Raw genomic sequence first — 20,044 nt, forward strand, 5'->3', positions numbered from 1 at the left:
TCTGGATCGAGGCCTGAGCGTGTCTCGGCAGGATCGAGGCCTGAGCGAGGCTCGGCGGGGTCGAGGACTGAGCGCGTTTCGGCTGGATCAAGGTCGGAGCGAATTTCATCTGGGTCGAGTGCTGGAGTTGGCGCTGGCGCCGGAACCGGAACCGCGAAAACTGCCGCCGTTGCCGGCAAGGCCGGGATGGGCGAGGTCGAGCGCGAGGTCGCCGGGGCGAAAATGGCCGGCGCCAAGGCCGGCGGAGCCAAGGTCGCTGGCGCCAAGGCCGCCACGGCCGGCAAGGCCGCTACCACCGGCACGGCCGGCAAGGCCGCTACGGCGATCGCCGGCAAGGGCGCCACGGGTGGCGCCGCCGGTGCCGGCGTTCTGACCAAGAGCGGGGTTGCCGCCGGGGGTACCATCTGGACGGGCAAGGGGCTGAGCCTGGGGCTTGGTCTCGGCCTTGGCGTTTGGGGACCGGTCATTCTCGGCGCGGTCGGTGCGGCTGCGGTCTACGGCTACATGCGGAGCCGCAAGGTCGAGGGCGCCCAGTCGGACGCCGAGCTCGAGTTGCACGAGGCGTTGACTTGACCTTTGTTGCATGGGGAAGGTATCCGAAATGACTGTCAAGGCGCTCCGCAGCGATATGACGGCTCAGTCCCGCGTCATGGCGGGCATGAGCTATCTGGGCGTTCTCTGCTTCGTTCCGCTGCTCATGAACAAGACCGATGAGTACGTTTACTTCCATGCCAAGCAGGGATTGGTGATCTGGATTTGGAGCGTGTTGGCGATGTTCGCCCTTCATGTTCCCGGTCTCGGCAAGTGGTTCTTCAGCATGTCCGCCATGGCGGTTCTGGCCTTGTCGGTCCTGGGCCTGGTGTCGGTGCTGTTGAGGAAGGCCTGGAAGCTGCCCTTGGTCAGCAGCGTGGCCGCGGCCATCTAGATCGCCCGCTTTTCCGCCGACGGTTTCCCGACGTTGCAAGACATCGTCGGCGGGGTGGGGGGTGGGATATCGGTGGACGAGAGGAACCTGGATATCGTACCCTGCCGCGGCCTCCGGTTCGCGGGGGCGGGCTTTCCTTCGTGGAAAGCGGTAGAGGGGTTCAACGCTGAGGGGCTGCAGTGACCGTCACGCGACCAATCTCCGGAAGCCGCTGGAACGCGCTTTACCTTCTGTCGGCGGTCGTCATGATTTTCATGACCCTGGCCGTGGCCGTGCAGCCGCTTTTCCTTCGGAACGTCCTCGGGGTTTCGTTCGAAAGCGCCGGAACCAGCAACGCCACCGTGTTGGTGGTGACCGAGCTTCTGGATCTGGTGCTGGTCGGCTATCTCGGGGTTCTCTCGGACCGGTTCGGCCGGGTCCCGTTTCTGGTCGCGGGTTTCCTGGTGTCGGCCATCGGCGCTTTCCTTGCCCCCTTCAGCGCGGCCATCGGGGTGCTTCTCGGCGTCGGCGGAATCGCCATCTATTATCTGGCGCGGATCATCATGTCCCTGGGCAACTGCGCGATCTGGCCGCAGCTATCGATGCTGGCGGGGGATTTCACCGATTACGACAATCGTGCCCGGCACATGGCGAACATGGCCTTCATGATGGCCTTCGGCGCCACCCTGGTCTACGCCATCCTGATGCAGATTCCCCAGCATGCGGGGGTGATCGCGGTGATGCTTCTCACCGGGGTCGTCGCCCTTATCGGGGCTTGGCTGGGAAAGCGTTACCTGATCGATATCGCACCCCGTCAAGCCGAGGCCGGCATTCCGTGGAAGCGCATCGGCCGGACCCTGCGCAAGCGGCGCGAGATGCGCCTGGCATTCGCGTCCGCGTTCTTCGCGCGGAGCGACATGGTCTTCATCGGCCTCTTCCTGATGATGTGGTTCATCTATTTCGCCGACCTGGTCGGCATGGACCAGGAGGCCGCCGCCGCCCATGCCGGCGGGGTGATCGGCTTGGCGGCGTTCGTCGTTCTGGCGTCGATTCCGTTCTGGGGCTTGATAATCGAGCGGTTCGGAAGGGTCTTGGCGATCAGTCTCGGCATGGCCCTCTCCGGAGCCGGCCTATGCATTCTGGGGCTGGTGGTCAACCCCTTCGAATGGCAAGCCCTGGTTCCGGTCGCACTCGTCGCCGTCGGCCAGGCGGGGTGTCTGGTAGCGCCTCAGGTCCTTGCCATCGATCTGAGTCCCAAGGAAATAAGGGGCTCCGTCCTGGGGGCGTTCAATGTGATCGGCGGGATCGGGATTATCGTTTTCGTTCAAGTCGGTGGGTTCCTTTTCGACAGGATCGGGCCCCATGCCCCGTTCATCCTGAACGGCATTGGAAATCTGGCGATTATGGTATACGGTCTGTTGGTTTACCGAGCTTCCACCAACCCAAGGGAAGCGCGGCGCGAGCATGACGGGGATGATCTTGAGGCGGTGGTCGGAAGCAAGGCTTTCGACGGGCCGGGTCTCGTATGAGAGGCGGGGTGGCGGTTGGATTGGGACCCGCTACGAGAATTTTGTTTCGGGGGGGATTGGCCCCCAATGACATGGAGAACACCTGATGCCGACAATAATCGCGGGACTCCTTGCCGTGGCGTTTGGTTTGTGGGGGTTGACCGTATGGTGGTGGTCCGTCATGGAGCTGCTGCGCGGGGTCGTTCCCATCGTGCTCATCGTCGTGGGGCTCCTGACCCTTGCGGCCGGCCTGACCAAGGTCCGCGCCAACAAGGACGAAGACGCCACCGATGAAGAACTTCTCGGCGAGTAGGAACGGTTTCCGATGGACGTGACGGACTGGGAAGATGCGGGTGGAAGCACGGCGGCCAAGCCGGAGGTCTGTGCCAAGGATCTGCGTAAGTATTTCTATGTGATCGCCGCCGCCGGCGTCATGATCCTCTCCGGGACCTACTGGTATCAGAACTACTACTCCGATGGCGGGGTGGCAGGTCAGTCCCGTGGGGCGGCGACTCAGCCGTCCGTTGGGGCCGCGGGCCTTCCGATGGTTCAGGGTAGCCCGGTCGTGAATATTCCCGCGATGGCGATGGGAGTTCCCGGCGCCGAGCTGGAAGCTCCGGCGGCCGCCGCGCAGGCGGTGAATTGGCTACAGCCGTTCGACGGCATGGGGCTTCCCGCCGGCGGGCCCAAGGCCCGTGGAGATTTCGCGAAGATCGTCAATTCCGTCCGTTATGCCGTGGTCAACGTGACCGTGGCGAAGAACACGGGCACCGTCAAAGGCGCCACGGGGGCGGCCTTGACGCCACAAGACCCCGCGCCGGCCGACGGAGTCGTCCGTTTCGCCGACCCGCTCGCCGCCAGGGCTCTGGAAAGCGTGGGGTCCGGAGTGATCGTTCGCAACGACGGGTACATTCTCACCAACTACCACGTCGTTCGGGGCGCCAACAACGTCCTGGTGACCGTCTTCAACGAGTTCGGGTCGGAACGCTATGCCGCCGAGGTCGTGAAGATGGACGAGGCCATCGATCTGGCTCTCTTGAAGATCAAGCCCAAGGCTCCGCTTGCCGTGGCCGTTCTCGGCGACAGCGGGCGGATCAACGTGGCCGACGATGTGATCGCCATCGGCAGCCCGTTCGGCCTGGACCATACGGTGAGCCGTGGGATCGTGTCGAGCATCGGCAAGTCCCTGGTCATCGAGGGCGTGAATCACCGCGACCTCATCCAGACCGACGCTGCCATCAACCAGGGCAATTCGGGGGGGCCGCTAATCCACAGGAACGGCACCGTGATCGGGATCAATACCGCGATCTATACGCCGACCGGCGCCTTTTCCGGAGTCGGCTTCGCGGTTCCCAGCAATCAGGCGCGGATGTTCATCCTCGAGGAAATCAACCGCCTTCCCAAGGCGCGCGCGGCGGCCTTCGGGCAGCCGGCGCCGGCCTCTCCCGCCGGAGGCGCGGTCGGCACGGCCGGGCCGCCGATCCTCGCAGGCGCGAAGACGCCGCATACGGACGGCCGGGAAAAAATCGCCTGCGTGACCTGCCATACGATCCTGACCAAGGGCGTGGGGGCCAGCGCGTCTCCGGTCGCCCTGCAGCCGTCCGCGGCCGCCCAGGCCGGTCCGGCGATCCTCGCGGGGGCTCGGTCCCCCCACAAGGATGGTCGCGAAAAGATGGCTTGCGTGACCTGCCACACGATCCTGACGAAGGGCGGGGCCGCGGCGGCCGCGACCCCGGTCGCCATGCAGAACCAGTTCGCCGGCCCGCCGGGGACTCTGGCCAGGAACGTGGCCGCGCCGACGGCGGGAGGACAGGAGCCGGGCTTCGCCATCCTGGGCGCCGAGGTGCGGGCCATCGACCCGGCGCTTGCGACGACGTTGAAGCATCAGGCCGGCCACGGCGTTTTCGTGGCCTCCGTAGTGCCGGAGTCGCCGGCTGCCAAGGCGGGCGTGCGACCCGGCGACATCATTCTCAAGATCGATGGACGGCGCGTCCAGACCGCGCGCGAGGCCGCCGCCAGCGTCGCCGCGGCCGGCAATGGCAATACCGCGCGTCTGGCGGTGGAGCGGGATGGAAGACGCCTTCGGCTCGATCTCGGCGTCGCGGTCTTCGCGCCGCCGGGCGCCGCCACGCCTGGGGCGACCCCGGGCATGGGAGCCGGGGCCGCCGGCCGGACGCCGGCGGTGCCGACGGAGTTCAATTGGCTGGGAATGGAAATCGAGTCCTTCGTTCCCGCCACGACTCAACCCGGTTCGCCCATGCAGGGCTTGAAGGGCGCCCAGATCGCCGAGGTGATTCCCGGGTCCGAGGCGGACCGCGCGGGCCTTGCGGCGAATGACGTGATCCTGGAAATCGATCGCCAGCCCGTCGCGACGGCGGCGCAGATGGACTTGGTGGTACGGACTGCATCCAAGAAAGGCGCCAAGGTGTTTCGGGTGGCGCGGAATGACCGCGATTTTTACGTGATCGTGGAATAGGGGCCGGACTGGCCGCGTCGGGGGTGAAGCGCATGACGAAGATGAAAAAGGACAAGAAGGCGCGTGGACGGAATGGTCAGCCATCGCGCCAGAAGGTTCGGGGATTGAAGGGCAACTCCCCTCCCGCCGACAAGGCGGATGTCAAGCGCGTCGCCGACAAGGCGGATGTCAAGCGCGTCGCCGACAAGCCCCCGGTCGAAGCGGCGGCTCCCGTGGTCGAGGCCGCGCCCGCTCCCATCCCGGCTCCAACCCCGGACGAGCCGGCGAAAAAGGAAGGCGGGACCAAGGATTGGGTGGATTTGTTCGACGTATCGCCCTGGGCCAAGCGGGACGCCAAGGCGGTCATTCATGCTCCGGCCCTGCCGCGTCCGAGGCGGCTTGGCGACGCCACCCACGAAAAGAAGGACTTACCGGAAAATCCCTGGCGGGAGACATCGGACAGTCGGTTGGAAGCGGTGGTCCTTTCGGGAGAGCTTCCGGTTGTCCCGGCTCCCGATGTCGTCGAGGGGATGTCGGCCGTCGTGGCGGAAAGCGTTGCATCCCAGGTTGTCGAGGCCGATGCCCAAGTTCAGGATGATCGAACCGAGGAGGCCGGGGCCATGTCGGCCGACGAGTTCGGCCAGGAAGGCATCGAGATGTCGACTGAATCCATGAATGGTATGGAAATTGGAGCGGGCGAGATGATCGAAGAGAAGCGAATGGGCAAATCCAATTGGACGCCACCTTCGAAAATGGCGAAGCCGGAGCCGGTGAGCGATAATTCCGTGGAGGAAGCGTCGGTGGCCCCGGAACCGGTCGAAGAGATGGTGGCCGAACCCGCCGCTCCGGCCGTCGAGGAGATGGTGGCCGAACCCGCCGCTCCGCCCGTCGAGGAGATGGTGGCCGAACCCGCCGCTCCGCCCGTCGAGGAAATGGTGGCCGAACCCGCCGCTCCGGCCGTCGAGGAGGTGGTGGCCGAACCCCGCGCTCCGGCCGTCGAGGAAAAGACATCTCCGCGAAGGGCAAAGGCCAAGCCGGCCAAGCGGGCAAGTACCGGGGAGGGAGAGGAAATCCCCGTCGAGGATATCTTCAACGGCGTGGTCAACGCGCTCGGCAACGGCCTGGGGCACATCATCGATGGCGGCGCCTCCCTTGCTACCGGGGTCGTCGCGGTGGCGAATCCCGAGAAGATCAAGGCGGGCGTGGGCACCGTGACGTCGACGGCCAAGGCGGGTATCGGCACCGTGGCCACGACGGCGATGACGGGCGTCGGTGCCGTGGCCGCGACGGCCATGACGGGCATCGGCGCCGTGACCTCGGCCGCGAAGGCGGGCTTTGGCAAGGTGGAAGGCCTGGTCGGCGGATTCATCGGCGGCTCCAAGACCGCCCGCCGGGATATGCCGGCGGATAAGGGCGAGGCGACTGGAGATTCCGGCAGGGGAGCGGCCTAGCCGCTTCCGCGAGACCAGAAAGATCATTGGCGATTTTCAAGGAGGGCGCGCGAAATGGTGGATGCAGGGCATGCGACGGAGAGGAAGCCGTCTTCCGTCGGCAAGACGCTGTACGTAGGGGTCGATCTGGGGACTTCGCGGACAGTCGTGATGTCGGATCGCGGCCATAAGTTCGTCGTCCGGTCGGTCGTCGGCTATCCTCGCGACCTGATCGGGATCAAGCTGCTCAATGCCCCCTACGTGGTCGGCGAGCAGGCCTTCGAGATGCGTTCCTATCTCGACCTCCACTATCCTCTCGAGGACGGCGTCCTCAGGGAGTTCACCGAGCGCGACCGCGAGGTCGCGCGCCATCTCCTCGGATACGTCCTCAAGCAGTTGGACGCCGGCGAGAATGACAATATCTGTGCGATCATCGGCGTTCCGGCTCGCGCATCCATGGCGAACAAGGACTCGTTGCTGGCCGTCGCCCAGGAAGTGTTCGACAAGGTTCTGGTGGTGTCCGAGCCCTTTATGGTGGCCTATGGCGAAAACCGGCTGCTCAAGTCGATCGTCGTCGACATCGGGGCCGGGACCACGGACTTCTGCGCCTTGAAGGGGGCCATGCCCGGCCGGGAGGATCAGGCGACCCTGGTCAAGGCCGGCAACTACGTGGACGAGAAGCTGCAGGCCCTGATCGTCGAGAAGCATCCGGAAGTCCAGATGAACGCGGCCGTCGCCTGCGCGATCAAGGAACGCCACGCCTTCGTCGGCGAGTCCGCCAAGCGGGTCGAGGTGGAATTGCGGGCCGGCGGCAAGCCGATTTCCGTCGATGTCACCGACGAAGTCAGGAAGGCCTGCGAGTCCCTGGTGCCGGAAATCATCGAGAATATCGAGTTGCTGATCCAGGGCTTTCCGCCCGAGGACCAAGCCGATGCGTTGCGCAACATCCTTCTGGCGGGCGGCGGTTCCCAGATCAGCGGGCTGGATGCCTATATCGTCAAGTCGCTCGTCGGGTACGGCGACGCCAAGGTGACCCGAGTCTCCGATCCCGTCCATTCCGGTTGCGCTGGCGCCCTGAAATTGGCCCAGGAACTGCCGATCAATTATTGGGGCCAACTGGGAGACATGGTGGGCTAGGATGGCGGAAGGGGCCGATAAGGGGTCCTTGACCGGAAGGAGATTTCGTGGCGCAAGTGACGCTGGATGTCGGGCACAATCTGGGGTGCGATCGGGCCATCGAGAGGCTGGAGCGCCTGTTGGCGGCGGAGCACGGCGGCAATGACCTGATCGAGGACGCGGCGTTCGTCCGGCGGGCCGGGCGCTTCGATCTTCGCGCCAAGGTCAAGGGCTTCGACGTCGTGGGGGAGATGCGGGTAAAGGACGATAAGGTAACGGTGTCCGTCCGCCTTCCCTGGGCCGCGAGTCCGTTCCGGAAGGTGGCGGAGCGCCACATCCGGCAACTACTGGAAAGCAGTCTCGGGTGAGCTTGAGGACGGAAGAGACGTTCGGTCCATGAGGCACGAGGTGGGTCACGAAGGATTGCCATGCTGAGGTTGATTTCCTATTTCGTCTTCGCGGTTCTGTTCGTCTTGCTGACGGTACAGAACCTGGAGCCGGTGACCGCGTACTTGCTGATCGGGCGTCCAGTGGAAGTGCCGCTGGCGGTGGTGGTGATCCTGTCGTTTCTGGCGGGGTGCATCGTGACCGTCCTTACCGTCGTTCGGAAGGCGGTGAAGCGCGGTGGGCGGCGGCAGGAGACCAAGCTGCCGCTACCTCGTCAGGGTGTTTAGCACCGAGAGCGGCCTAAGGTCGGATGGAGCGTGGTGAAGCGAAATGTTCCAGTTTCTATTGGGTGCGGCCTGCGGGATCTGGGCTTATCGCCTTTATCAGGATTATCGAGTCCGCCGCCGGATTGGGTACGGGCTTTTTGACGTGATTTTCGGCAGCCGGCGGCAGCCGCCGCGAGACATGTGAGACGATCCGGGACGCGCCCCCCGAAGCAACAGCAAGAGCACGGAAATAATCCATGAGATACGCAGGCTGCGCACGGTGTTCCCGGAGCATCGGTTGGGTGGGGTTGGTGACCAGCACCCTTCTTCTGGTCACGAAGGCGTTCGTCGGGCTGGTTTCGGGCTCGCAGGCCATGCTCACGGACGCCATGTATTCGGCCAAGGATGTGGTGACATCGCTGCTGGTCATCGTCGGCATGACGGTTTCGGAAAAGCCGATCGACCAGGAACACCCCTACGGGCACGGCAAGATCGAGTTCGTCCTGTCGCTGTTCGTCAGCACGATTTTCATGGTGGTGACCGGGTACCTGCTGGTTCATGCGGTGACGCTTCTTTTCAACGCCGATTCCCATCGGGCGCCGCATCTGATCGCGCTGTGGACGGCGATCGTGTCGATCGCCTGCAATCTGGGGCTATATTTCTACTCGCGCTGCGTCGCGGTCGAAACCAACAGCCCCATCCTGCGGACCATGGCCAAGCACCATCATTCCGACGCCACCGGCTCGGCCGCCGTGGCCGTGGGCATCATCGGATCGCACTATTTGGGCATGCCCTGGCTGGATACCTGCGTGGCGGTGATCGAGGCCGTGCACCTGATGTTCCTGACCTCGGAGGTATTCCGCGATTCCTATCGCGGCCTGCTGGATCGCAGCCTCGACAGGAAGGTCCGCGACAAGATGGCGCGGATCATCAAGGGGACCGATGGCGTGAGCGAGGTCAAGACCATGCGCACCCGCTTGATCGGGCAGGAGGTTTTCGCCGAAATCACCATCGGTATCGACGCCGAGACCACGGTCGCCGAGGCCTACAATGTCACGGAAAGGGTCAAGGAGCGCATTCTCCATTCCATCCCTCACATCGGGGCATTGCATGTCAGTGCCTCCTGCCATGACGAGGAGCCGGTGTCGCCGCCACTGCGCCTGAATGGCCCCGCGACGGCCGGCAAGCCCGCGCTTGAACTCGAGGGAACGTGACGTTGGATGCGGTCTTGGCCGTTCTGATTTTCGTGGCGGTCTTCGTGGTGCTCTACCGCGGGGCCGTGGATCGCCGCGCGGCCATGCTGGCGGGGGCCGCGGCGATGGTCGTCGTCGGTGGCGCGTGGAATTTCTATTCTGTCGAGCAGGCCATCGGTTCCATCTATTTCGAGACCTTGGCGCTGATCTTCGGCATGTCGGCTGCCACCGATCTGCTTTCCCGATCCGGCTTCTTCGCCAGGGTGGCGGGCCGGGTCGTGGCTCACGCCGACGGGAACAGGTGGTTGGCCCTGGTTCTGCTGTCGCTGGTGACCTACGTCATTTCGCTGTTCGCCAACAACTTGTCGGCGATGCTGATCATGCTGCCGATGACCCTCGCCTTGTGCCGCGACATGGGTTTGCGCCCGGCACCGGTTCTTGCTGCCGAGATCGTCGCCTCGAACCTGGGAGGGGCATCGACCATGGTCGGCGATTTCCCCAACATGATCATCGCTTCCGCCGCGCGGCTGAGCTTTCTGGACTTCATCGGTGGCATGATGGTTCCCTGCCTGATGCTTCTGGCGGCCATGTTGTGGTATTTCGGGACGCAGCGGAAGGGGGTGCGCCTTGCGGTCGGGCAGGCGAAGGAATCGTTCCAGGCCGGAGTACCGGCCCGCAGCGACCAACGCGGGACCCGTCTGGGCCTATCCATCATGGTGGGGATGTTGATCGGATTCCTGTCGGCGGACTTGCTCGGCGTCCGGCCCGCGTGGGTCGCCATTGTCGGGGGCGTGGCGGCCGTCGTCGCCAGCCACGGCGGCAAGGAAGCGGATGACTGGTTCGCGGCTTGCGGCGGCGAGGACATCCTCTATTTCGCCGGTCTCTTCGTAATGGTGGGCGGCCTGGCCGCCGCGGGCGTCCTGGATGGGCTGGGGTGGGTGATCGCCCAGGCGGGCGGGGGCAACGCCCTGGCCGGCATGGTGGTTCTGATGTGGATGGCGGCGGGTGTGACCTTGTTTCTGAGTGCTGGCCCGGCGACCGCCTTCTTCATCCCCCTGGCGGAACAGATGTACGTGGACGTGTCCGACGTTACCGTCTGGTGGGCCCTCTCCCTGGGAGTCTTGGCCGGGTCGTCCGGAACCTTGACCGGGGCCACCGCCGGCTCGCTCGTCGAGACTCACTTGGAACGCTTTTTCGTCCGGCATCCGTCCGTAACGGGCGGAGCGAACCACGGACTGGACTTCAAGGGATACCTGCGTTGGGGAATGCCGATCATGGGCATCTTTCTAGCCCTTTCCACGCTGTACGTGATCGCGTCGGCGGGCTAGAGTTCCATGTCGATGCCGAGAGGATGAAGCGTCATGAGGAATAATGCCCCGAACACAGTCCGGCTGGCGGAAAACATGATCGTTTTCTGCAAGAGGCCATGGAAGCTCCCCGTGTTTGGGGCGGCCGCCCTGCTGGTGATGACCATCATTTGGGGATTCTATATCCTCGACACCTACGATCGGGACGATTACTTCGAGTCGGCCTCCGGTCTTTCGGTCGGCGAATTCCTGTTCCGGGACGTGGCGCAGCCGGACATGCAGCGTATCTACGAAGTGACGAGCCCCGCCGTGGTCGGCATCGTCGGTTCGGGGGCCAACGCCACCATGGTCGGTGCGGGCGCCATTGTCGGCGCCGGTGGCTATGTGGTTACGACCGCTCATTCCGTGGCCAATCAGGCCAAGATCCGGATCGCCGTTCGGACGGCCAAGGGGATCAGGTTCTACGACGCCCAGGTGGTGAAGTCCGAGCCCGGCCACGATCTCGTCATGCTCAAGATGCTGACGACGGATCGGTTCCTGTTCTTCAAGATGGCGAATACCGAGAACCTGGCGGTGGGGGCTCCGGTGTTCGGCTTCGGCGTGAACGCGAATGGCGTTCCCATCATCAAGAGCGGCGAGGTGACGACGACCAACGTGCGGGAAGCCGTGGCGGGGATGACCCTGACGACCCTGCTGGCGACCGATGCCGTCTATTCCTGGGAACAGAGCGGCGGCCCGGTGGTGAATGTGGCGGGCGAACTGGTCGGCATGGGCCTCGCCATCCAGGATGCGCGCGGTACCATCCTGGGATACGCCGTTCCCGCCCACGTCATCAACGCCCATTTCCAGGATGTGGTGGGCTTTAGCGCGCCGGGAGGGCAAGCCAACGTCGCCAATACCACCCCGCTTCCGGCCGGCGGCCAAGCTCTGGTCGCGGCCATGCCCAGCCCTTCCGCGGCGGCGGGCAAGAGTCCGGCCGAGGCTCCCTTGGGTTCGTCATCGTGGTGGTCCATGGCCAAGGCGCAAGTCAACGCGGGGGCCGGCGCTTTCGGAATGAACATTGCGGGCCCCGCGATGCCTGCCGGACCGGCGATCGGTGCCGGAACCGCCGCTCCGGTCGACGCCGACCATTCCACCAGTTTCCGCATTGCCGGGTTCACTCTGCCCACCACACTGGGACTGGCCCTACTCGCCCTGGTCGTCGGCATTGTCGGCGGCATGATGACGATGGGAGGGGGCATCCTCCAAGTGGCTGGGATGATGACGCTTTTCGGGTACGGTATCTACCTGGTGCGGCCCGTGGTCTATCTCACCAACCTGTTCGTCTACGGGGCGGCCTCGCTCCACCACGGGAAAACGGACACCATCATCTGGAGCAAGATCAAGCCGGCCATTCCCTGGGCCGTTGCCGGCGCGGTGGCCGGCTACTTCACGGGCAACGTCGTGGGCGACGATGCGGTGGCCATCCTGATCGGCCTGCTGGCGCTTCTCGTTGCGGTCAAGAGCCTGCATGAAATCGTCACGTCGGATCACTCCCACGACCTTCTAGTGGACACGAACGCCGACAAAAAGAACCCGCGCCGTTCCGACAGGGACGACGATCTGGAATTCGCCGCCGCCGAACCTCCGAGGAAGAAGGGCGCGAGGCGTGGTGTTCCGGATGGGCTGGGCTGGATGATCGCCATCGGCTTGCCGGTCGGCTTCGTCAGCGGCGTTACCGGCATCAGCGGGGGGGTGATCAGCGTTCCGGTGCAGCGTCTTCTGGCCGGCATGTCGTTGCGCAACGCCATCGCCAACAGCTCGATCCTCGTCTTCTGGGCTTCGTTGGCCGGTGCCGCCGTCGCCTTCGCCCATGGGTTGAGCGTCGGGCTGATCGATTGGCAGTCCCCGGTCCTCATGGCCGTTATCATGGCGCCCGGCGCCTACGTGGGGGGGATCGTCGGAACCTATCTGCTGCGGACCTTGCCGATCGTCCTTCTCAAGTGGTTCTACATGGCGACCATGGCGATCGTCGCCTTCAAGATGTTGTACATGGGCCTGTAGGCGGGAGCGGCGAATGAAGATGAATGCCTTGATCGCCAAGGCCGTCCTGGTCCTCCTCGTCGGGGCGATCGCCTTCGCCTTTCTGGGGGACGGCGTGTGGCGACAGCGTTCCCCGCAATCACCCGCCGAGATGGGGGCGATGCAGGCGGCCGCTCCGGTCGCCGTTCCGGCTGCTCCGAACGTGGCTTCCGCAGTGGCCCAGGACATGGGAGCGGCGGGCAACGTGGCGGCGGGGGGCGCCGAGGACCCGGCGGTGCCCAACTACATCCCCAGGAACGTGGAGATTTTCGAGGCCCATTGGCAAGGTATGGACTGTCGCCTTCTTACCGCCGAGCTTCGAAAGAAACTCAAGTTTCCGATGGATCTGAAGGGAGTGCTGATCGGCGAGGTCACCCTCAACGCCGTCGATGCCGGCCTGTTTGCGGGGGATGTCATCGTCGAAATCGAGGACATGCCGGTGGAAACGCTGGAGGACCTTCAGCGTCAGTCCATGGGCGTCCGGAACCAGCCTCAGGCCAAGGTGGTGGTCCTGCGCAAGGGGCCGGAAAAGGAGCGGGGGCTCTACACCATGCAGCGCCTCTCGCTGGTGTTGCGCGCCAATCCGTATCTTGGCATGGCGCAGGTGGAAGGGGCGCCGCAGATCAAGCCCGGCGACCCGCGCCCGCACGGTTATCGCGGGGCCTGCACGAAGTGCCATGCCATCGGAAAGGGTTTCGAGTTGACGCCGGACCCCGACCTGATAACATTGCCGCCACCGCCTATTTCCCGCGATGCCGTGGTCAAAGGTGTCCCCCCGCACGAGGACAATGGCCCCTGTAAGGCGTGCCATATCATTCGTTAGAGTCTTAGGGAATGGATAGAAAATGAAAGACAAGCTTACCAACTTTGGCGACATCGCCGGACTCTATGTTCAGTATGCGGCGACCATCGGCAAGCGGCTTGCGAACAACGCTATCGCCGGTTTCCAATCCCTGCTGACCATCGACGAGAAGGATCGGGAGAATTACTTCCGGCAGAAGGGGATTCAGCACGCCAAGGCGGGCCGATACGAGCGCGCGATTCCGCTGCTGCAGCCCCTCCACGAGGCGGACCCGGAAAATCGGGATATTCTCATTCATCTGGGGCTTTCGTACGTCAAGACTGGCGAGCAAACGGTGGGTATCGAGCTTTTGGAGAAGGCCTATGCCGAGGACAAGAGCGACACGACGGTGGCGACGGTCCTAGGGTTTGCCTACGGCCAGATCGAGGAGTACGGGAAGGCACTTCCGTTGCTCGAAAAGGTCGCCGCCGACAAGCCGGAAAACTTCATCGTCCTCTACCGCCTGGGTGTGGCGTGCCATGAGGTTGGCAAGTACGATCGGGCCATCGAAGTCTTTAAGAAGGCCATCGATCTTCGGCCGCAGGAGGCGAAGGTCCACCGTGCGATCGCTCAGGCTTACGAGCGAAAGGGCGACCAAGGGGAAGCCTTGGCCCACGTCAAGCGGGCCGATGACTTGTCCGCCGACTAGGGGCCGATGGCTTCTGGCGGTTCGGGCGCCAGAGTGACAACAGGGATGGATGTGTAGCGCCGTGGCATGGATATTCGACAGGGTCGAGACCGAGGAGAACCCGAGAGCGGAACGCCTCAAGCGTTCCGAGGTTCTGCTGAGCAATCTCTACAAGAACGAAGTCGCCACGACTTTCCATGTTCCGCCGGTCCCGGGGCTGAAGCTGCTTTGGATCGGATCGATCCTTGCGGTCATCGCGTTTTCCGCGACCCTATTCTACAAGTTCAATGCCTTCATCATGCTGCGCGAGGAGGCCTACTCCAAGGCGGGTAACCTCGAGGGGGCCCTGCAGCGCCGCGCCAACCTGTTTTCCAACTTGGTGAGCCTTACCTTGAGCCATGCGGCGTTGGAACATGAGGTCTTCAGATATACCGCGAGGGTACGGTCTGAATTCATCAATCAGGTCAAGGGTGCCGCCGCCGGCGGTGAGATCGGGGGCGAAGGCGTCGGCGAGAGCGCTGGCGAGGCGCCCTTGGATTTGTCGAAGATGCTCAAGGGCGTGGCGGCCGGTGGCGCCTTGGACGGGGCGCTCGGGCGGTTGCTGGCGGTCGTCGAACAGTATCCGACCATTCAATCGGCGGAGACCTATAAGCAGGCCATGACATCGCTGGTGGAAATGGAGAACTTGATTGCCGAACGGCGTATCGAGTACCATATGGCCGTTCGTGACTATAATACGTCTATTTCAAAATACCCGTGGTATCTCTTGGCTGAGTGGACAGGGTTTTCGTCCATGACATACTTCCAGTCCGGCAAAGATCCCAAGGCTGTGGCTCCGGAAATATCTTCGGATGTCTATCGGGAGCTCATGCCCGAGCAAAAGGCGGTCAAGGGTGCCCAAGAGACCAACAAAAATCAGGAGAACAAGCCATGATTTGGGCGGCGGTCGCGCGCGTGGGAACCGTTCTCTCGGTGGTGGCCGCGGGGCTCCAGCTCTACGATATCCACACGCGGGAGATCAAGCCCCATCGCATCTACACATCCAAGGAAGCGGCGCGGTTTCTCGGCATGGCGCGCCGCGCCGTACTTGACTTGGTGAAGAATGGGACCTTGCGTGCCAAGATGGTCGACGGAAATTATCGGATTTCCGGCCAGAGCCTGTTGGATTACCTGAACCAATGAAGTCGGAGAATTGCAAACAGTGTCGGGACGAAGTGATCTGGTGGGCGATTGTCGTCAATATCGCCCAGACGGCCTTCAAGGGGATGCTCGGCGTATTGAGCGGTAGCGCGGCCCTGATCGCCGATTCCATGCATTCGGGAGCCGACGTTGTCGCCAGCATAACGACCATGGTCAGCGTCAAGCTGTCCAGCCGGCCGCCCGACGACGAGCACCCCTACGGCTACGGCAGCGTGCAGTTCATCTCGTCGTCCATCGTCGGACTCATCCTCATCATGGGCGCCGTCTACCTGATGTACGAGTCGGTGGTGAAGATCGTCGCGGGGAACATGACATCGCCAAGTCCCTTCGCCATTCTGGGGGCGCTTGTCTCCATCGCCACCAATGAACTCATGTACCGCTATCAGTATTGCGTCGGACGTGAAAACAATAGCCCGGCCATCGTCGCCAATGCCTGGGATAATCGGTCCGACGCCCTTTCTTCCCTCGGGGTGCTGATCGGGCTCGTGGCCGCCGTCGCCGGATTTCCGGTCGCGGACAATCTGGCGGCCGTCGTGGTGGGTGTCCTGGTGGCCAAGATCGGCGTCGAACTCAACATCGAGGCCTTGTCCGGCCTTATGGACTCGTCGGTCGAGATGGATGTGCTGATCGAAACGTTCAATATCGCGAGCGGAACGCCGCTGGTTCGGGATGTTCACTACCTGCGGGGGCGCAATGTGGGCGAGGATATGCACCTCGACATCGGCATCTGTGTCGACAATGACAAGAAGATCTACGAGGCCGACATCATCGCCGAGGCCGTGCGCAATCGTATCTTTGCCAATATCGAGCATGTCCGCGATGTCCGAGTGACCGTGTTTCCCACCCATGTCGCGAAGAAGGCGGCTCGGAAGGACGGCATTCAGGCGGCCATGGCGTCCGCGTCGTAACGAATGGCGGATGCCGCGGGGTGTGCGGTTCGGAAGAAAGGAACGGGCGGAGCCATGAGACCTGAACACTTGCTTCTGGGTGCCGGAATGGTTTTCGTCGTCGGCTTGGCGGGAGTCGCCATGGTTCCCGACGATGCCTGGGATCGCGACGTTTCGAACGCGAGCGCCGCGGTTACCAACGTCGCCGGGACGGGCAGCGGGGCGGTGGACCCGGCCCACATGAGCCCAGATGGCGCGGCGGGCTTGGGGGGCGCCGCGGGCGTGGGAACGGCGCCGCGAGCCTGGAACGCGGCCATGCCGGGACTTACCCCTTTCACGCGGGCGTCGTCGGTGCGGTTCTCGGGCCAAGTGACGGAGATGGTGTCCCTTGGGAATGACATCGACTGGAGACAGGTACATGTCTGGCTGGGCGGCGGTCCGGGGGTCGGCCAAGGGGTGTCCCTGGCGCCGGACTGGTTCCTGGGTTTTCAGGGGTGTCCGGTCGCCGCTGGGGACAACGTGGCGGGTGTCGCGTTCAATTTCGACGCCAAGACGCCCAATAGCGCCCTCTATGCCAAGACCATCAGCGTCAACGGGAAGAAATGTCGGCTCAGGAACGATGAAGGCTTCGCTCTTTGGTCGAACAGGTTGCAGTAGTAGCCGGGGATGGTCCGGGTGAACATTCTGAAGCCGCTTAGGGAGTTCATGCGGACCCGGGCCGGCATTGCCGTCCTGGTCGTGGCCTTGGCCCTGGGCCTGGGATGGGCGGGCATTGGGGACGGCGCGGAAGAATTCGCCGACAGCTTGCCGATGCGTTACGTCGACGGGGTCCTTTTCGGCAAGCTGCCGACCCCGACCGAACCGTCCCTGTTCGGTTCCCTGGATCGGATATTCCGGTCAGAGCCACGCTACAAGCTGATGACCGTCAAGCACATCCCGCGTATCCAGGCGGGGCAGGGAATGCCGCATCCTTATGTCGGAGAATGCAGCCACTGCCATTTGTATCTGGGGGGGCCGGGGCCCGGCACCCAGCCCAAGACGCCCGTCGGGGCCATTCTCGAGCGCCTGTCGCAAGTGCGGAAGTTGGGACCGCCCTTGCGGCCCACCAGCCATCAGCCTCACCCGCCCGCGGGACGCTGCATCAAGTGCCACGACATCGTGGTCAAGGTCCCGGTGGACCAGAAGAAGGGCGGCTTCCTCTGGAACCTGTGATCTGCGGGTTGCGGGCCTTGGGGGGGAAACGATGTGATACCGGCCAATACTCGAACCGACTCGTTGGCCGGTATCGAGCGGCCATTGCGGCCGCGGCCAAGCGAGCGCCCGGCGAGGGCCAAGAAAAGATACCAACCGATCAATTCATTGGCCGGTTGGTGTGAAGCTTATTCGGCCTCCGGTTGCCATTCGCGGGCCAGCTTCTGCGCCTCGGCGATCTGTTCGGCGGTCATCTTGGCGGCGAGCCCGTCACGGTACTTGACCGCGATATCAAGCTTCTTTGAATCCGATGACGAATAGCGGGATGCCGCAAGATTGAGCCACTTGTGGGCTTCCACATAGTCCTGCGGAACGCCCTGTCCCCTCTCGTACATGATGCCCAAGTTGGTTTGGGCGGCGGCATCGCCCTGCCCGGCGGCCCTTCGATACCATTTGACCGATTCGGCGTTGTCCTGCGGCACGCCTTGACCCTTTCCGTAGACGAGCCCAAGCGTGTACTGGGCATTGACGTCGCCCCGGCTGGCAGCCTTCCTGTACCACCTGACCGCCTCCTCGTGGTCCTGGGGGACGCCCAGGCCTTCCTCGTGGATGACGGCGATATCGACGATGGCCCTTGTCATGCCCTGGTCGGCCAGCGGGCGAAGCAGCTGCATCGCGGCCGCATAGTCCCTAGGCACTCCCTGGCCCCGGAGATACATGTCGCCGAGGCGCAGCCGGGCGGTGGGCTCGTTCTGCTCGGCGGCCTTGCGATACCATTTGGCCGCCTCCGCCTGGTCCTGGTGCGTGCCTTGCCCATGTTCATACATGAATCCGAGATAGTACTGCGCGAGGGACCTGCCCTGTTCGGCAGCCTTGCGGAACCATTTCATCGCTTCGGAGTGGTCCTGGGAAACGCCCTGACCATCATAATTCATGACCCCGAGCTGAATCTGTGCGCCGACCCAACCCCGGTCCGCCAACCAAGACAACAGCCCGTATTTCATCATGTTGAGATAAGCGGTGGACTTATCAACCAGGCGCCTTCCCATGCATCCACCTTCTTCAGACTCTTCCCCGGCATTGCGACAGGCCGCAGCCTACCCTAGATTCTCACAGGGGTGAAGAGATCGCCGCCAAGCCGGCGCCGAACCTCGGCGAAAGCGGCCCGTCGCGACCGACGGGCCAGAGGCTCGCCGATGGCGGGCGGGGAATCTACCTCCGCCGTTTCGCGGGGCGGGGCTGATTGATGCTCAGTATCCGGTTCGCGGCGGCTTCGGAAATCTTGTTGAACACGATCATGGCGCCGATGAAGCCGACTCCAAGGGACAGCGGCACCGCCATGCTGCTCCCGATCGATCCCACTCCCACGGTTTTCGCCAGGAAAGCCGCGACCTTGCCGGTGGTTACCGATTCCATGACCGACATCCCTGTCGTTCCCCTTCGAACACATCTTCCAGCCGCGTCGGCGGGGAATGTTTCTTCCCCTTTTCCGAATACAAAAGGCATCTGAACATCCGCGGATGCTCCTGTCCAGTCAAATTCTCTGGTCTTAACGCCTGGCGGTAAATTACCATTCGGCCTTCGCCTGCGGGAGGAAATGGTGGAAACATTTCGGACGAAAGACCGATGATCTGGTTGCGTGCCTTATTATCGCCCGCGGCATTCGGATTGGGCCTGGGCGTGTGGGCCTTCGGCATCGAGCCCCGACGCCTTCGGGTGCGGCGCGCCACCCTGTATACCGAGAAATGGCCGGTCGACCGGCCGCCGCTTCGGATCGCCGCGATCTCCGACCTTCATGTCGGAGCTCCGCACATGAACCTCGCCAAGCTGGAGCATGTCGTCCGGACGGTCAACGGCCTGAAGGCGGATGTCGTCGCCCTGCTGGGCGACTACGTCATTCACGGCGTTCTGTTCGGACGATTCGTGCATCCCAGGCCCATCGCCGAACGCCTTGGGCAAATCCAGGCGCGCTTGGGCGTGGTATCCGTCCTGGGAAACCACGACTGGTGGCATGACGGCCCCGGAATACGGCGGGAGATGGAACGGTTCGGCATCCAAGTCCTGGAAAACGATGTCGCTTCCGTGGGGGGCGATGGCCCGCCCTTATGGATCGCGGGCCTTGCCGACAGTTCGACACGAATTCCGAAGGCCAAGGAAACCGTCTCGCGCGTGCCGGAAGGCGAGCCTGTCATCGTCCTGGCCCATGATCCGGCGGCCTTCGCCGATGTTCCTTCCCGGGCCGTGCTGACGCTTGCCGGCCATACGCATGGCGGACAGGTGAATCTCTCCCGCGTCCGGCACCTTGTCTCCCTTCCCCATCTTCTCGATGGCCACGGGCGAGGCTGGGTGCGGGGCCAGGGCAAAACCATGTTCGTCACCACCGGGCTCGGCACCAGCGTGGTCCCACTGCGTTTCGACACGCCGCCCGAGATCGCGTTGATAACGATCCGCAGGCCAGCCCAAGGCTGACATCCACCCGCGTGGCGACCCTCACGACTTTCGCTTGGACCGCTTGCCCATCAGGGCGGAGAGAAGATCGTTCTGCGTGGGAACGGAATGGATCGTATCGACGGGTGGGGCATCGTCAAGCGTTGCCGGCCGTGGGACCGGCGGGGCGGGCGTTTCGGCCGTCTGGGGCCGGGGGTGCGGCGCGGCGGGCGCCGGATCGGG

At 63.8% G+C, this 20,044-nt stretch carries 22 protein-coding genes; 20 read left to right on the top strand and 2 right to left on the bottom strand.

Going from position 1 to position 20,044, the window contains the following annotated elements; genetic code table 11:
• The first annotated feature begins 186 nt into the window (after positions 1-186).
• The 19 genes from H7841_14125 to H7841_14215 all read left to right on the top strand — a co-directional run bounded on the left by H7841_14125 (position 187) and on the right by H7841_14215 (position 17,395).
• Positions 187-573, top strand: coding sequence for a magnetic particle specific iron-binding protein (locus H7841_14125; GenBank protein MEO5338009.1), 387 nt, complete (start codon positions 187-189; stop codon positions 571-573).
• Positions 574-601: 28 nt separating this feature from the next.
• Positions 602-925 (top strand): hypothetical protein, encoded by a 324-nt coding sequence (locus H7841_14130; GenBank protein ID MEO5338010.1) that lies wholly within the window; start codon positions 602-604, stop codon positions 923-925.
• A 245-nt stretch (positions 926-1,170) separates the two neighbouring features.
• Positions 1,171-2,433 (top strand): MFS transporter, encoded by a 1,263-nt coding sequence (locus tag H7841_14135; protein ID MEO5338011.1) that lies wholly within the window; start codon positions 1,171-1,173, stop codon positions 2,431-2,433.
• A gap of 85 nt (positions 2,434-2,518) precedes the next feature.
• Complete coding sequence (locus tag H7841_14140; protein MEO5338012.1) at positions 2,519-2,725, top strand: hypothetical protein; 207 nt, start codon at positions 2,519-2,521, stop codon at positions 2,723-2,725.
• A 12-nt stretch (positions 2,726-2,737) separates the two neighbouring features.
• A complete protein-coding gene (locus tag H7841_14145; GenBank protein MEO5338013.1) occupies positions 2,738-4,888 on the top strand; it encodes a trypsin-like peptidase domain-containing protein in 2,151 nt (716 codons plus the stop codon).
• Between the two features lie 32 nt (positions 4,889-4,920).
• Positions 4,921-6,318 carry a hypothetical protein gene (locus H7841_14150; protein ID MEO5338014.1) on the top strand — a complete coding sequence of 466 codons (1,398 nt, stop codon included), beginning with the start codon at positions 4,921-4,923 and terminating at the stop codon, positions 6,316-6,318.
• Positions 6,319-6,372: 54 nt separating this feature from the next.
• Positions 6,373-7,434 carry a rod shape-determining protein gene (locus H7841_14155; protein MEO5338015.1) on the top strand — a complete coding sequence of 354 codons (1,062 nt, stop codon included), beginning with the start codon at positions 6,373-6,375 and terminating at the stop codon, positions 7,432-7,434.
• A 47-nt stretch (positions 7,435-7,481) separates the two neighbouring features.
• On the top strand, positions 7,482-7,781 hold the full coding sequence (locus H7841_14160) for a polyhydroxyalkanoic acid system family protein (protein MEO5338016.1): 300 nt from the start codon (positions 7,482-7,484) through the stop codon (positions 7,779-7,781).
• 60 nt (positions 7,782-7,841) lie between these two features.
• Positions 7,842-8,087 (top strand): hypothetical protein, encoded by a 246-nt coding sequence (locus H7841_14165; protein MEO5338017.1) that lies wholly within the window; start codon positions 7,842-7,844, stop codon positions 8,085-8,087.
• A gap of 290 nt (positions 8,088-8,377) precedes the next feature.
• A complete protein-coding gene (mamM, locus tag H7841_14170) occupies positions 8,378-9,280 on the top strand; it encodes a magnetosome biogenesis CDF transporter MamM (protein ID MEO5338018.1) in 903 nt (300 codons plus the stop codon).
• A gap of 14 nt (positions 9,281-9,294) precedes the next feature.
• Positions 9,295-10,587, top strand: coding sequence for an SLC13 family permease (locus H7841_14175; protein MEO5338019.1), 1,293 nt, complete (start codon positions 9,295-9,297; stop codon positions 10,585-10,587).
• A 33-nt stretch (positions 10,588-10,620) separates the two neighbouring features.
• Complete coding sequence (locus H7841_14180) at positions 10,621-12,609, top strand: TSUP family transporter (GenBank protein MEO5338020.1); 1,989 nt, start codon at positions 10,621-10,623, stop codon at positions 12,607-12,609.
• 13 nt (positions 12,610-12,622) lie between these two features.
• Complete coding sequence (locus H7841_14185; protein MEO5338021.1) at positions 12,623-13,450, top strand: PDZ domain-containing protein; 828 nt, start codon at positions 12,623-12,625, stop codon at positions 13,448-13,450.
• Positions 13,451-13,472: 22 nt separating this feature from the next.
• Entirely contained in the window at positions 13,473-14,117 is a 645-nt protein-coding gene (locus tag H7841_14190; protein ID MEO5338022.1) for a tetratricopeptide repeat protein, read from the top strand.
• A gap of 61 nt (positions 14,118-14,178) precedes the next feature.
• On the top strand, positions 14,179-15,030 hold the full coding sequence (locus H7841_14195; GenBank protein MEO5338023.1) for a LemA family protein: 852 nt from the start codon (positions 14,179-14,181) through the stop codon (positions 15,028-15,030).
• Positions 15,027-15,278 carry a helix-turn-helix domain-containing protein gene (locus H7841_14200; protein MEO5338024.1) on the top strand — a complete coding sequence of 84 codons (252 nt, stop codon included), beginning with the start codon at positions 15,027-15,029 and terminating at the stop codon, positions 15,276-15,278. The genes H7841_14195 and H7841_14200 overlap by 4 nt, the downstream gene beginning before the upstream one ends.
• On the top strand, positions 15,275-16,204 hold the full coding sequence (gene mamB, locus H7841_14205; protein ID MEO5338025.1) for a magnetosome biogenesis CDF transporter MamB: 930 nt from the start codon (positions 15,275-15,277) through the stop codon (positions 16,202-16,204). The genes H7841_14200 and mamB overlap by 4 nt, the downstream gene beginning before the upstream one ends.
• 54 nt (positions 16,205-16,258) lie before the next feature.
• Positions 16,259-16,840, top strand: coding sequence for a hypothetical protein (locus H7841_14210; protein MEO5338026.1), 582 nt, complete (start codon positions 16,259-16,261; stop codon positions 16,838-16,840).
• A gap of 18 nt (positions 16,841-16,858) precedes the next feature.
• On the top strand, positions 16,859-17,395 hold the full coding sequence (locus tag H7841_14215; GenBank protein MEO5338027.1) for a magnetochrome domain-containing protein: 537 nt from the start codon (positions 16,859-16,861) through the stop codon (positions 17,393-17,395).
• 167 nt (positions 17,396-17,562) lie between these two features.
• On the opposite strand, the gene H7841_14220 is transcribed toward H7841_14215, so the two are convergent.
• Positions 17,563-18,423, bottom strand: coding sequence for a sel1 repeat family protein (locus H7841_14220; protein ID MEO5338028.1), 861 nt, complete (start codon positions 18,421-18,423; stop codon positions 17,563-17,565).
• Positions 18,424-18,586: 163 nt separating this feature from the next.
• Complete coding sequence (locus H7841_14225) at positions 18,587-18,790, bottom strand: hypothetical protein (protein MEO5338029.1); 204 nt, start codon at positions 18,788-18,790, stop codon at positions 18,587-18,589.
• A gap of 210 nt (positions 18,791-19,000) precedes the next feature.
• Here H7841_14225 and H7841_14230 point away from each other — a divergent pair, with 210 nt between their 5' ends.
• The gene (locus tag H7841_14230) at positions 19,001-19,843 is read left to right on the top strand and encodes a metallophosphoesterase (GenBank protein ID MEO5338030.1); all 843 of its coding nucleotides are present in this window, start codon (positions 19,001-19,003) and stop codon (positions 19,841-19,843) included.
• Positions 19,844-20,044 lie beyond the last annotated feature (201 nt).

Source organism: Magnetospirillum sp. WYHS-4, from assembly GCA_039908345.1.
Classification (GTDB): domain Bacteria; phylum Pseudomonadota; class Alphaproteobacteria; order Rhodospirillales; family GLO-3; genus JAMOBD01.

What these genes read in the sequence shown, in the direction of transcription:
- H7841_14125 (MEO5338009.1), top strand. Translation starts at nt 187, where the DNA reads ATGGGCGAGGTCGAGCGCGAGGTCGCCGGGGCGAAAATGGCCGGCGCC.
- H7841_14130 (MEO5338010.1), top strand. Translation starts at nt 602, where the DNA reads ATGACTGTCAAGGCGCTCCGCAGCGATATGACGGCTCAGTCCCGCGTC.
- H7841_14135 (MEO5338011.1), top strand. Translation starts at nt 1,171, where the DNA reads ATGATTTTCATGACCCTGGCCGTGGCCGTGCAGCCGCTTTTCCTTCGG.
- H7841_14140 (MEO5338012.1), top strand. Translation starts at nt 2,519, where the DNA reads ATGCCGACAATAATCGCGGGACTCCTTGCCGTGGCGTTTGGTTTGTGG.
- H7841_14145 (MEO5338013.1), top strand. Translation starts at nt 2,738, where the DNA reads ATGGACGTGACGGACTGGGAAGATGCGGGTGGAAGCACGGCGGCCAAG.
- H7841_14150 (MEO5338014.1), top strand. Translation starts at nt 4,921, where the DNA reads ATGACGAAGATGAAAAAGGACAAGAAGGCGCGTGGACGGAATGGTCAG.
- H7841_14155 (MEO5338015.1), top strand. Translation starts at nt 6,373, where the DNA reads ATGGTGGATGCAGGGCATGCGACGGAGAGGAAGCCGTCTTCCGTCGGC.
- H7841_14165 (MEO5338017.1), top strand. Translation starts at nt 7,842, where the DNA reads ATGCTGAGGTTGATTTCCTATTTCGTCTTCGCGGTTCTGTTCGTCTTG.
- H7841_14180 (MEO5338020.1), top strand. Translation starts at nt 10,621, where the DNA reads ATGAGGAATAATGCCCCGAACACAGTCCGGCTGGCGGAAAACATGATC.
- H7841_14185 (MEO5338021.1), top strand. Translation starts at nt 12,623, where the DNA reads ATGAAGATGAATGCCTTGATCGCCAAGGCCGTCCTGGTCCTCCTCGTC.
- H7841_14190 (MEO5338022.1), top strand. Translation starts at nt 13,473, where the DNA reads ATGAAAGACAAGCTTACCAACTTTGGCGACATCGCCGGACTCTATGTT.
- H7841_14200 (MEO5338024.1), top strand. Translation starts at nt 15,027, where the DNA reads ATGATTTGGGCGGCGGTCGCGCGCGTGGGAACCGTTCTCTCGGTGGTG.
- mamB (MEO5338025.1), top strand. Translation starts at nt 15,275, where the DNA reads ATGAAGTCGGAGAATTGCAAACAGTGTCGGGACGAAGTGATCTGGTGG.
- H7841_14210 (MEO5338026.1), top strand. Translation starts at nt 16,259, where the DNA reads ATGAGACCTGAACACTTGCTTCTGGGTGCCGGAATGGTTTTCGTCGTC.
- H7841_14220 (MEO5338028.1), bottom strand. Translation starts at nt 18,423, where the DNA reads ATGGGAAGGCGCCTGGTTGATAAGTCCACCGCTTATCTCAACATGATG.
- H7841_14225 (MEO5338029.1), bottom strand. Translation starts at nt 18,790, where the DNA reads ATGGAATCGGTAACCACCGGCAAGGTCGCGGCTTTCCTGGCGAAAACC.
- H7841_14230 (MEO5338030.1), top strand. Translation starts at nt 19,001, where the DNA reads ATGATCTGGTTGCGTGCCTTATTATCGCCCGCGGCATTCGGATTGGGC.